Below are 11,899 nucleotides of genomic sequence, written 5' to 3'. Positions count from 1 at the left end.
GGCACCATGATGAGCACTGAAAACCACGACACCCCGACGACCCCGATGCCCGTCGTCCCGGAGGCGCCGACGACCTCCCTCCCCCTCGACTCCGATGTCCCCGAGGCGACCGCTGAGACGACGATGCTCCCGGCCGATCCGATCACCGGCCCCGACGTCGACACCGGATCCTCGGATGATCGCGCGGCGCAGGAGGAGCAGCCCGCCACCGACGAGAGACCCGCTGCGCCCCCCGTTGAGGGAGCCACGTTTCGTTCTGCGCAGGACCCGGCTCAACCGTCCGCGCATGTGGCGGCAGATCCAGCCGATGAGCCCGGCGACTCGAAGGTCTGGACCGCAGCGGACTCCGTCGCAGTCCTCGACGAGGCTCCCGCTCGCGGGGTTCGCGTCGGCCAACTGATCTGGGCGGGCGTCGTCTGCCTGACCGGGGTATTCCTCATCGCCCTCGCCATCATCCGCAATATCAACATCCCGATGCTCCTCATCGGCCTGATCGGGCTCCTCGGCCTCGGACTGGTCGTCTCGGCGCTCTTCGTCGGACGCGGGCCCTCCACTCGCGACACGGCCGGGTCAGCGCCCCGCGCGGGCTGAGGCCCCCGGACCCGTCCAGCCCGATCAGCCCCCGAAACGAACGGCTGGACGCAGCGGAGGGGGGCGGTCTCCGGTTCCGGAGGCCGCCCCCCTCTTTCGTGGACGACGGACCGCTCTGTCAGTGCGCCGCCCGCACGACGAGTCAGGCGCCCGTGACGTCGTCCGGCGCGCACTGGGCGTAGCGCGCCAACTCCTCGTCGACGATCGACTCGTCGAGCTTGACGAAGACCGGGGTGGGCTTGGAGATCGGCGTTCCCACCGCGATCTCGTGCCGGCGCCACCGGGGGGTCCGCGTGTAGTCGCCGGTGATGACCGGATAGCCGGCGCGTCCGGCGAAGTCGTCGGGGAGGATCTGCGGGTCGAGTTCGACGACCTCCTCGATGCGCGGCATCGGGGCGACCGCGCCCTCGCCGCCCATGACCCGGTCGACGTCGTTGGCGGCGTGCGGCAGGAACGGCGAGAGCATGAGATTGAGGTCGGCGACGGCCTGGGCGAGCGTGTGCAGGACGGTCCCCAGCCTCCCGCGCTGCTCGGGAGCCTTGAGCTTGAAGGGCTCGGTGTCGGCCACGTACTTGTTGGCCTCCGCGACCAGGCGCATCGCCTCGGCGAGGGCCGCCTTCTGCCGATGCCGGCGGATCAGGCCGCCGACCGTGTCGAATCCGGCGCCGATCTCGTCGAGAAGGGCGCGGTCCACGTCCTCCAGGGCTTCGGGAGCCGGGATCTGACCGAAGTTCTTCGCGATCATCGAGGCGGTCCGGTTGACGAGGTTGCCCCAGCCGGCGACGAGCTCGCCATTCGTGCGGCGCACGAACTCGGCCCACGTGAAGTCTGCGTCGGACGTCTCCGGGCCGGCGGCGCAGATGAAGTAGCGCAGGGCGTCGGCCTGGTAGCGGGCGAGGAAGTCGCGCACGTAGATGACGATGCCGTGGGACGAGGAGAACTTCTTGCCCTCCATCGTCAAGAACTCGCTGGAGACGACCTCGGTCGGCAGTCCGAGGACCCCGAGGTCGCCGTGGGCGCCTCCCCTGTCCCCCTGCCCGTTGTAGCCGAGCATCTCGGCGGGCCAGATCTGCGAGTGGAAGACGATGTTGTCCTTGCCCATGAAGTAGTAGGACAGGGCCTGCGGGTCGTTCCACCACCGTCGCCACGCCTCGGGGTCGCCGGTGCGGCGCGCCCATTCGATCGAGGCCGACAGGTAGCCGATGACGGCGTCGAACCAGACGTACAGGCGCTTGCCGGGCTGGTCCTCCCAGCCGGGCACGGGGATCCCCCAGTCGATGTCGCGGGTCATCGCGCGCGGACGGATGTCCTGGAGGAAGTTCTTGGAGAACTTGATGACGTTGGGCCGCCACGAGCCCGAGGCCTCGCGGTCGTCGAGCCATTCCGACAGGGCCGCGGCCAGGGCCGGCAGGTCGAGGAAGTAGTGGGTGGACTCGACGAACTCGGGGGTCTCCCCGTTGATGCGCGACCTGGGGTCGATGAGGTCGGTGGGATCGAGCTGGTTGCCGCAGGCGTCGCACTGGTCGCCGCGGGCCCCGGGGGTGTGGCAGATCGGGCACTCGCCCTCGATGTAGCGGTCGGGCAGGGTGCGCCCCGTCGACGGCGAGATCGCCGAGCGCGTCACCTGTTCGAGCATGTAGCCGTTGTCCCGCACGATGCGGAACATGTCCTGGACGACGCGGTAGTGGTTGCCCGCGGTCGTCCGGGTGAACAGGTCGTAGGACAGGCCCAGGGCGACGAGGTCCTCGACGATGAGCCGGTTGTTGCGGTCGGCGAGCTCGCGGGCGCTGATGCCCTCGGCGTCGGCGGCGACGAGGATCGGGGTGCCGTGCTCGTCGGTGCCCGAGACCATGAGGACGTCGTGGCCGGCCATGCGCATGTACCGGGAGAAGACGTCCGAGGGGACGCCGAAGCCGGCGACGTGACCGATATGGCGGGGGCCGTTGGCGTAGGGCCAGGCGACGGCAGACAGAATGCGACTCATGGTGGCCCAGCCTAGTCATTCGCCCTGCCCGAGTCGAAGCGATCGGCCCCTTCCCCCCTCGTTCGCCCCCGCCGGCCCGGCGCCCACCGGCACTCCGCTCGTCGCCCCCAGCCCCGTGCCCGCCGTTCGTCCGTCGGCGCCCAGCCGCCTCGGATACGGTGGAGGCGTCGCATCGCCGAGGGAAGGAGTCCGTATGTCCCGCGCGCTCATCATCGTCGACGTGCAGCCGACATTCTGCGAGGGCGGAGCGCTGCCGATCGAAGGGGGCGACGCCTGCGCCGAGAGGATCGCGGAGTTCGTCGAGGAGCACCGCGACGACTACGCCCTCATCGCGACGACTCAGGATTGGCACATCGACCCGGGCTCTCATTTCTCCCAGACCCCGGATTTCGTCGACACGTGGCCTCCCCATGGGGTCGCGGGGACGGCGCAGGCCGAGCTCCATCCGGCTCTGGCGGGCGTGAACGCCGACGTCTCGACGAAGAAGGGACTCTACTCGGCGGCCTACTCGGGCTTCGAGGGGGTCGACGAGGAGGGGCGCCCGTTGGCGGACGTGTTGTCCGAGGCGGGGGTGGACTCCGTCGACATCTGCGGCCTCGCCCAGTCGCACTGCGTGTGCGAGACGGCGTTGGACGCCCAGCGCCTGGGCTTTTCCGCGAGGATCCTGTCGGATCTGACCGAGCCGGTCTCGGCCGAGACCGCGGTGAGGGCGACCGAGCGCCTCGATGCCGCGGGCGTCGAGCAGATCGATTCGCTCCTCGTCTTCTGACGGCCCGTCCTGCGCCTGGGGCGCCGCCGTCTCGGCGTCCTCGCCCACGATCCTCCTGCTCCTCGCTCGCCGCCTCGGGGACCGTGCCCTGCTCGTAGATCGCGCCCGCGAGCCCATCCACGTCGGACGGGAGTCGGAAGTACGAGTGTCCGCGAGTCTCCCACCACGTATGGCCGGTCCCTCGGCCGGCGGCCCTCGTGTCGAGGCGGGCCGGGTCAGCCGCCCGCCCGGCGGGCGAGGACGGCCGCGTACAGGTCGTTGGTGCGCAGCCCCGTGGCTCGGGCGACGTCGGCGGCCGCGTCCTTGAGCCGCATCCCCTCGTCCGCCAGGGCGAGGACCGCGTCGACGTGATCGGCGGGGTCCCGCGTCCCCCGCCATCCGGCGACGACGACGGTGATCTCCCCGAGGACGCCGTCGGCCGTGGCCGCGACGAGGTCAGCGAGGGTCCCGCGCAGGACCTCCTCGTGGGTCTTCGTCAGCTCCCGGCACACGACGGCCCGCCGGTCGGGCCCGAACGCTCCGGCCATGCGCTCGAGGGTCTCGTGGAGGCGCTTGGGCGACTCGAAGAAGATCATCGTGCGCGGGTCGCGGGCCAGGGCATCGAGGGCCCGCCGGGCCTCGCCGTCCTTGCGCGGGAGGAATCCTTCGAAGCTGAAGCGGTCGGAGGGCAGCCCGGAGACGGCCAGGGCGGCCAGGGCCGCCGAGGGGCCGGGAATGGAGGTGACGGGGACGCCTCGGACGACGGCCTCGCGGACGACCCGGTACCCGGGGTCGGAGACGGTCGGCATCCCGGCGTCGGAGACGAGGAGGACCCGGCCCCCGCGTTCGGCCTCGTCGACGAGGCGGGAGGCGCGGTCGGCCTCGTTATGGTCGTGGAGGGCGAGGAGGCGCCCGGAGGGGGTCACGTCGAGGCGCGAGGCGAGGGCGAGGAGGCGGCGGGTGTCCTCCGCGGCGATGACATCGGCCTGCGCGAGCGCGGCGATGAAGCGGGCGGAGGCGTCGGCGGAGTCGCCGATGGGGGTCGCCGCCAGGGTGACGGCTCCTGGATCGAGGGCGCGGATGTCGTGGGCCACCGTCTCATCGTCTCATCGGCGCGGTCCGCTCGTCATGTCGGCGGCGCGCATGCGGGCGATGCCGAGGCAGGCGAGGCAGAAGACTCCGGCGGCGACGGCGATGGATCCTCCGGCGGACAGGTCGGCGGCGACGGCGATGCCGAGTCCCGTGGTGGAGATCAGGGCGCCGCAGGCGGGCGCGGCGATGACGTAGGCCCGCAGCGAGGGAACGAGTCCTTTGAGGCCGACGGCGGGCGCGGCGATGAGGGCGATCGACAGGACGGTGCCGACGGCGGGGATGAGGACGACGACGGTGATGAGGATGACGAGGAGGATCGTCGCCTCGTGGCGGCGCCGGGCGCGGGGGCCCTGGGCGCTGGGGTCGAAGCAGTGGAGGAGAAGGCGGCGCCCGCGGGCGGCGGCGAGGACCAGGGCTCCCACGAGGCACAGTCCGGCGGCGCCCGCGTCGACGGCGTTGACGGTCAGGACGGAGCCGGTGAGGAATCCGGAGACCTGGATCGGCAGGGGCGCGAACCACGTGGCGAGGAAGTACCCGAGGGCGAATCCGAGGGTGAGGACGACGCCGGCGGCGGCCTGGGAGGAGATGCCCGGGCGGGCGGCGAGGGCGCGCATGAGCCAGGCCAGCGGCAGGCACATGAGGAAGGCCCCGACGAAGAGCACGAGGGAGAGCTGGCGGTGGTCGAGCCCGACGGCAGCGCCGATGACGACGCCGAGGACGGCTCCGGGGAAGGCTCCGTGGGTGACGGATTCGGCGAAGAAGACGCGCTGGTCGAGGACGGCGAGAACTCCGACGAGGCCGGCGAGGGCGCCGACGAGGACGACTTCGAGTCCGGGGAGCGCGAGGATCTGCCACAGGCCGGTCATCGGGCCCCTCCCGGTGTCCGGATCCGCGAGGCGATGAGGCAGGCCCCGAAGACGGCGAGGACGCACAGGGCGACGGCAGCCTGGGGGGAGACGGGGCGGGGGGTGGGGGCGAGCATGAGGGCGATCCCCGCCCATCCTCCGGTGATGCCGGCGACTGCTGCCCCGATCGCCATGACGCGGCTGGTCGATGCCAGGAGGCGGGCGGCGGCCCCGGGGACGATGAGGAATCCGACGACGAGGAGGACGCCGACGGCGCTGGAGGCGGCGACGACGATCGCCCCGATGCAGATGTTGATGATGATGTCGACGGTGAGGAGGCTGATCCCGGCGGCGCCGGCGCCGGCGCGGTCGTGGGCGACGAAGACCTGCTCCTTCCAGGTCACCGCGATGAGGACGAGGGCGACGAGGCACACGAGGAGGGACTGGGCGAGCCGGTGGTCGGTGATCTCGAGGAGTCGGCCGAACATCAGGGCCTCGAGCTGGCCGGACATGTCGCCCTTCTTCAGGGAGATGATGATGCCGGCGGAGAAGAAGGTCGTCAGGATGACGGCCGCGGCTCCCTCGGAGACGGCGGCGCGGCGGCTGGCGGCGGTCAGGGCGATGGTGACGAGGACGGCCGCGAGCGCGGCGCCCGGGACGATCATGTCGGTCCCGCCGACGATGGCGCCGACGACGATGCCGGGGAACACGGAGTGGACCATGGCCTCGGCGTTGAACTCGAGGCGGCGGAGGTTGACGACGGTGGAGACGGGGCCGGCGACGAAGCCGAGGACGGTCAGGAGGAGGAGGGGCCGGATCATGTAGGGCGCGCCGAGGGCGTCCCCGATGACCGGCAGGGGGGCGATGGCGTCGGCGAGGGCCGAGATCGCCCATGAGATCGCGCTGGTCATGGTCATTGGCCGACGACGCGCAGGCGGCGCTGGCCGGCGGTCGCCTCGATGACGGCATCGGGTTCTCCCCCGTAGGCGGCGGCGAGTAGATCCGGGTCGAGCACGCGGTCGAGGGGGCCGAAGGCGATCTGGCGCCCGGCGAGGAGGAGGGCGAGGTCGCAGGTGCGCCGGGCCAGGGACAGGTCGTGGGTGGAGGCGATGACGCCGACGCCGTCGGCCTTCATCTGGGTGATGATGTCGAGGAGGGCGTCGCGGTTGGGCTGGTCGAGGCCGTTGAAGGGCTCGTCGAGGAGGACGAGACGAGGGCGGGCGACCAGCGCCCGAGCCAGGAGAATGCGTTGGCGCTGGCCGCCCGACAGGCGTCCGAATCGTTGGCCGGCGCGGTCCTCCATGCCGACGCGTTCGAGGGCGTCGGCGACCGCGCGGCGATGCCCGCGATGGGGGCGCCGGAACCACCCGAGTTCCCCGTAGACGCCCATGGTGACGACTTCGCGGGCGGTGACGGGGAATTCGAGGTCGAGGTCGGCGGATTGGGGGACGTATCCGATGACCCCCGCCTCCGCTTCGACTGAGCCGCCGAGAACGGCGGCGTCGCCGAGGATCGAGCGCAGGAGCGTCGTCTTCCCGGATCCGTTGGGTCCGATGAGGGCGAGGGCCTGGCCGGCTTCGAGCGATGCGGTGACGCCGGTGAGAACGGGCGTTCGCCCGTAGCCAAGATCGGCGCGATCGAAGCGGAGGATGGGGGTCATCGATGGGTCGTCTTTCAGTTGAGCGAGGAGGGGAGCGGCGCGAGCTGCCCCTGCCAGGCGGTGACGAGGGTCGTCACATTGTGAATGATAGAGCCGACGTAGGTCTCGCCCTCGGTTCCGTCCGGGCCGAGCGAGTCGCCGTAGAGGGCGTCGTCGCCGATGACGGCGGTGACGCCGGCGGCCTTGGCAATGGCCTCGATGGACTTGGAGTTGTTGGAGTTCTCCGCGAAGAGGGCGGTCGCGCCCGAGGCCTTGACCTGCTCGGCGGCTTCGGCGATGTGGGCGGCGGTGGCGTCCTGCTGCTCGGAGAAGTCCGAGAGGGCGGCGCCGATGAATTCGATGCCGTAGCTCTTCGAGAAGTAGCCGAAGGCGTCGTGCGAGGTGAACAGGACGCGGTGCTCATCGGGAATCGAGGAGAGGGATTCCTGCGCCCACTGGTCGAGGTCGGCGAGCTGCTGCTGGTACTTCTCCACGTGGGAGTTGAAGAGCTGGGCGTTGTCGGGGGAGGCCTTGGCGAGGACGTCTCCGATATTGGCGACCTGGATGGCGGCGTTCTTGGGGCTGGTCCATACGTGCGGGTCGAAGCGGAATTCCGCCTCCTCGCCGTCCTCGGGCGGGAAGGGCCATTCGGCGACCTCGACCTTGGCGGCTCCGCGGTCGACGGTGTAGGAGAGGTTCTTCTCGGAGGCGAGGACCTTGTCGAGATCGTCGATGTCGGCGCTCGACAGGACGCCGGTCGTCACGCCCATGATCCCGTGGAAGCCGGAGGATTCGATGGCGTCGTCGAGGAAGTGCTCGAGGTCGACGCCGTTGACGAGCATGATGTCGGCCTGGGAGAGGGCCTTGGTCTGCTGGGGGGTCATCTCGTGCTCGTGGGCCGAGGCGTTGGGCGCCAGGAGGCAGGTGAGCTCGATGGTGGACTGCGCGGAGTCGGCGGGCGCGCCCGCGGTGGAGGAGGTCCCATCAGCCGCGGTCTTGACGAGGGCGAGAGTCGCCTCGGCGGAGGAGTCGGTGGCGATCTGGGTGACGTAGTCGCAGATCTGGGTGGTGGTGGCGACGACCTTGACGGAGTCGCCGGCGGGGGCGGCCGCCTCGTTCGGCTGACTGGATGCGGCGGTGTCCGTGCCGGCGGGGCCGCAGGCGCTGAGAACCGCCGCCCCTGCGAGGGCTGCGGTGGCGGAGACGAGGAATCGGCTGGGGCGGGCGGATGGTCTGACGACGCGCATAAGGATCTTTCTCTCAAGATTTTCGGACGCCCGAAATATTAGTCCTGCTGAAAATCGTTTTCAACCAGTCGTCGTCCGACCCGCCGTCCGGAAGCGACTCTCCCGCGGGCACGCGCAACGGTCGCACTGCCCTGCGCGAAGAACTCACCAGCATCCGGGCTCTCCCGCAGGCGCGCGCAACGGTCGAGGACCTCCGGGGGTCAGCAGACGACGCCCTGCTCAGGACTGGCCCGCGATCCAGGTACCGGGCATCCCGCAGGCCAGAAGACGACAACGCCCCATCGCACAGTCTTCGCAGAGCCTCACGCGACCCGACGACCGCCCCGTCCTCCCGACACCGAAGCCCCTCGGATCCGCCGAACCCCCAGGCACTGACACTCGAGCGCCTCGCGGACGGGAAGAGAATCATCATGGCGGCGGTTAAGACACGCGCAGCAGTCGACCATCCCCGCGGATTTTAAGAGAACAAACCTTCGCCGACACCTCCCCAGTCGCTCGCCCAAGCATCCCCGCGGATCGGAAGAAAACAGAGAACTGCGCGTCAGAAAGGCAGAGAGGGGATCCGTCGGACAACATCCCACCCACCCCCCATACATCGAAGCTCACCCCCTGAATACGCCGCACCCGCGGGAGGACTCGAATGGCGAGTGCCCCCGCGGGCCGGAAGAGGACGGCGTGTCAGCGAAGGGAGGAAAGGATACCCATCGGGCGACACCCACCCCCTAGTTCAGCCCCTGGATACGCCGAACCCGCAGGGGCACTCACCACCGAGCACCCCTGCGGGCCATAAGAGGACGGCGTATCAGCGAAGGGAGGAGAGGGCCTTCGTCCGGGCAACGACGGCCTCGACCATGGCCGGCACCTCGTCCGCATGATGCTCGGCCGGGGAGAACTCGGACATGTTCTCGAAATCGGTGACGAGCGAGAGGGAGACCTGGGCATTGACGACCGCGGCCTCGAAGTTCGACAGGATCTGACGCAGGTGCTCGACGGGGCGGATTCCGCCGGTGAAGGAGTATCCGACGAGGCCGACGCCCTTGTGGGCGAGGGCGGAGGGCTCGAGGAAGTCGATGGCGTTCTTCAAGGCACCGGGGATCGAGTGGTTGTACTCCGGGGTGACGAAGACGATGGCGTCGAAGCCCTTGACAGCCTCGTTGAACGCGGCTCCGGCGGGATCGGTCGGGGCGGCCATGGCGGTCGGCACTGGCTCGGCGAAGACCGGCAGGTCGAAGGCCGCGAGATCGACGAGCTCAGCCCCGACCCCTTCGACGGCATTGGCGCGGTCGACGACCCACTGGGCGACATCCGCGCCGATGCGGGTGGGGCGGATGGAACCGAGAACAACTCCAAGACGGATCACGTGAACTCCTCAAAACAAAATTATTGAAACATCAAATACTTTATGGGGCGGAAGTCCCACGCGCAAGAGGGACCGCTGTACGCCCCATCACAGCCCTCTCCGCACGTGCTCTCGCCTGTCAGTTTCGATACCGACAAGACGTCGACCTCCCTTGCCCGCGCACGTGCTCTCGCGCCCCATCGGTTCGCCCCGGCGGCGGTCGGCGCCCCTTTCCGCGCGCGCCTCGCCAATGGCCTGAATCGCCGCCGACCAGGCTTGGCATTCCTTTCCGCGCGCCCGCTTTCGTCCGTGTCGCGTTTCTTCTCTGTGTTTTCCTTCGAAAACGAACGTTTCCCCGGGTATGCGCGCTGGTTTTTTCGTTTTCGGGGGAAATTGCGAAGCGGTTAACCGATCATGTGTGTATGTGCTTGCCCTGTGGGGCTTGGCGGACGTGGGGAAGCACAGGGGTCAGCCAAACCCGACGCGCATGGGCAGGAGTCATTGGCCCGGCCGAGGCGTGGCCGCCGATTGGTCCAGACCCCGTACGCGCGGGCAGGCGGGCGCGCTCGTGGGTGGGGGTCGGCGGAGGCCTCAGCCAAACCCAACACGCGCGCGCCTCACTCTCGTCCGCATCGCGCTCCTTCTCTATGTTTTCCTTCGAAAACGAACATTTCCCCGGGTATGCGCGCTGGTTTTTTCGTTTTCCGGGGAAGCGAAGCGTCACCCGACCACGTACGCACGGGCGGGGAGTGGAACAGCGCGGACGCAGGTCGCAGGAAGCATCGGCGGGACATAGCAGGGCATGCAGTCGCCAGGAGTCTCGAATTGAGGCGAGCGAGTCCGGGTCGAACCGCGCGTGCGTGATGAATCGAACCGCGGGTGCAGGCGAAAGAAGTGGCTTCAATGGGTGGGCGCCGAACCCCAGTATTAGAAGAGAACTTTCTTGCGGCGCTTCCTGTCGCAAGCCCGCTCAAGGCGTTTTCCAGCAAGGGGGTGTGGGCCGCCCGTTTGGGTGGCCCACACCTGCGTATCCGATTGGTATTCAGTCGTTGCGCATGTCGTCGTCTTATTCGCCGACGCGTTCATCGACGGCGTCACGGGCGGTATCGACCGTGGAGTCGAAACGCCCTCCCGTTGCTTTCTTCACGGCTTTGGACGCTTGGTCGAGCAGCTCATCGGATTTCGCCTCATCGGCGAGCGTCGTTCGCACGAGATCCTCGGCCTTCGCCCGGATTCCTTCAGTCTGGTTCTTGATGTCATCGATTCCCATGAGCCGCCCTTTCCAACGGTGTTGTGGTCCTCTTCATGGTAACCGTCGAGCTGAGAAGACAACGCGCGCTGCATTCGATCGCCGCGAAGCGGCCATGGGGCCCGCATCCGTGCCTGTTTTGAGGAAGTGTTGGAACAGCAGAACGGAACGGCACTGCGATCACGCATCCCCAACAACCCGACACCGCCGATGATTGGGAGACCCGCCCATCATCGTGCAACCCAGACCGGGCGACGCTCGCGCGACCGGGAACTCGCAGATGGAGTGTGTCCAGGTGGGAAGGAGGTGAATTTAGCGGGCCGAAAAACTGATCAGCCTGTTCAAGACGTTTCCGGCCTTGAACACGTTCGTGTGTCATCGCATGCCCGTGCGGTGTTCTTGTGGGTAGGGGTGTTTGTATTGCCGGGTGTTGATGCTGGTGTTGATGCTGGTGTTGGCGTCTTGGGGTGATTGGCTGTCCCTGGTGTGTTGGGTTGGTGGTCGGGGTGTTCGTTCCCGTTGTAGGTGGGGCCTTGCCTCTTGGTCCCTATCACGCCCTCCCTCTCGTCCGCATCACGCTCCGTCCCTACGTTTTCCTTCGAAAACGAACGTTTCCTCGGGTATGCGCGCTGGTTTTTTCGTTTTCGGGGGAAATTGCGAAGCGGCTAACCGATCATGTGCGTATGTGCTTGCCCTGTGGGGCTTGGCGGACGTGGGGAAGCACAGGGGTCAGCCAAACCCCACACGCACGAACACACGGGGCCCGCTCGTGGGCGTGGTCGCCGATTGGTCCAATCCCCGTACGCGCGGGCAGGTGGGTCCGCTCGTGGGCGGGGTCGGCGGAGGCCTCAGCCAAACCCCACACGCACGAACACACGGGGCCCGCTCGTGGGCGTGGTCGCCGATTGGTCCAGACCCCGTACGCGCGGGTAGGCGCTGTCGGATGGCTTTGCCGTTGTGGCTTTCTGGACTGTGTTGTCTAGACCACGTTGTTCGCGCGCGGGCGGGGACGCCACGCCAGCGTCCAGTCCACCATCGTACGATCCAGATCGGGCGGTGCTTGCGCGCGGGCGGACACCGTCGATGATTGGGAGGCCCGTCCGTCATCGTGCGGTCCAGACCGGTCGCATAACCGACCGGGAACTCGCAGGGCCGCAATTCGCCA

The 11,899-nt window shown here is 68.7% G+C and carries 10 protein-coding genes; 2 read left to right on the top strand and 8 right to left on the bottom strand.

The window, feature by feature from the left end; all coding sequences use genetic code 11:
- Positions 1 to 6: 6 nt before the first annotated feature.
- A complete protein-coding gene (locus M3T53_RS08310) occupies positions 7 to 591 on the top strand; it encodes a hypothetical protein (RefSeq protein ID WP_272434054.1) in 585 nt (194 codons plus the stop codon).
- Between the two features lie 142 nt (positions 592 to 733).
- On the opposite strand, the gene metG is transcribed toward M3T53_RS08310, so the two are convergent.
- Complete coding sequence (gene metG / locus M3T53_RS08305; protein WP_272434053.1) at positions 734 to 2,575, bottom strand: methionine--tRNA ligase; 1,842 nt, start codon at positions 2,573 to 2,575, stop codon at positions 734 to 736.
- 193 nt (positions 2,576 to 2,768) lie between these two features.
- Here metG and M3T53_RS08300 point away from each other — a divergent pair, with 193 nt between their 5' ends.
- Positions 2,769 to 3,344, top strand: a complete 576-nt coding sequence (locus M3T53_RS08300; protein ID WP_272434052.1) for an isochorismatase family protein — start codon at positions 2,769 to 2,771, stop codon at positions 3,342 to 3,344.
- A gap of 215 nt (positions 3,345 to 3,559) precedes the next feature.
- On the opposite strand, the gene rsmI is transcribed toward M3T53_RS08300, so the two are convergent.
- The 7 genes from rsmI to M3T53_RS08265 all read right to left on the bottom strand — a co-directional run bounded on the left by rsmI (position 3,560) and on the right by M3T53_RS08265 (position 10,755).
- Positions 3,560 to 4,417, bottom strand: a complete 858-nt coding sequence (gene rsmI / locus M3T53_RS08295) for a 16S rRNA (cytidine(1402)-2'-O)-methyltransferase (protein ID WP_272434051.1) — start codon at positions 4,415 to 4,417, stop codon at positions 3,560 to 3,562.
- A gap of 12 nt (positions 4,418 to 4,429) precedes the next feature.
- On the bottom strand, positions 4,430 to 5,281 hold the full coding sequence (locus tag M3T53_RS08290) for a metal ABC transporter permease (protein WP_272434050.1): 852 nt from the start codon (positions 5,279 to 5,281) through the stop codon (positions 4,430 to 4,432).
- Positions 5,278 to 6,171, bottom strand: coding sequence for a metal ABC transporter permease (locus tag M3T53_RS08285; protein ID WP_272434049.1), 894 nt, complete (start codon positions 6,169 to 6,171; stop codon positions 5,278 to 5,280). The genes M3T53_RS08290 and M3T53_RS08285 overlap by 4 nt, the downstream gene beginning before the upstream one ends.
- 2 nt (positions 6,172 to 6,173) lie before the next feature.
- Positions 6,174 to 6,920, bottom strand: a complete 747-nt coding sequence (locus M3T53_RS08280) for a metal ABC transporter ATP-binding protein (RefSeq protein ID WP_272434048.1) — start codon at positions 6,918 to 6,920, stop codon at positions 6,174 to 6,176.
- A 14-nt stretch (positions 6,921 to 6,934) separates the two neighbouring features.
- Positions 6,935 to 8,146, bottom strand: coding sequence for a metal ABC transporter substrate-binding protein (locus tag M3T53_RS08275; protein ID WP_272434047.1), 1,212 nt, complete (start codon positions 8,144 to 8,146; stop codon positions 6,935 to 6,937).
- 802 nt (positions 8,147 to 8,948) lie between these two features.
- Positions 8,949 to 9,506, bottom strand: a complete 558-nt coding sequence (locus M3T53_RS08270) for an NADPH-dependent FMN reductase (protein WP_272434046.1) — start codon at positions 9,504 to 9,506, stop codon at positions 8,949 to 8,951.
- A gap of 1,045 nt (positions 9,507 to 10,551) precedes the next feature.
- Complete coding sequence (locus M3T53_RS08265; protein WP_272434044.1) at positions 10,552 to 10,755, bottom strand: antitoxin; 204 nt, start codon at positions 10,753 to 10,755, stop codon at positions 10,552 to 10,554.
- Positions 10,756 to 11,899 lie beyond the last annotated feature (1,144 nt).

It is taken from the genome of Actinomyces sp. B33 (genome assembly GCF_028437565.1).
Taxonomy (GTDB): Bacteria; Actinomycetota; Actinomycetes; order Actinomycetales; family Actinomycetaceae; genus Pauljensenia.
This window is presented reverse-complemented; position numbering and strand designations above follow the sequence as displayed.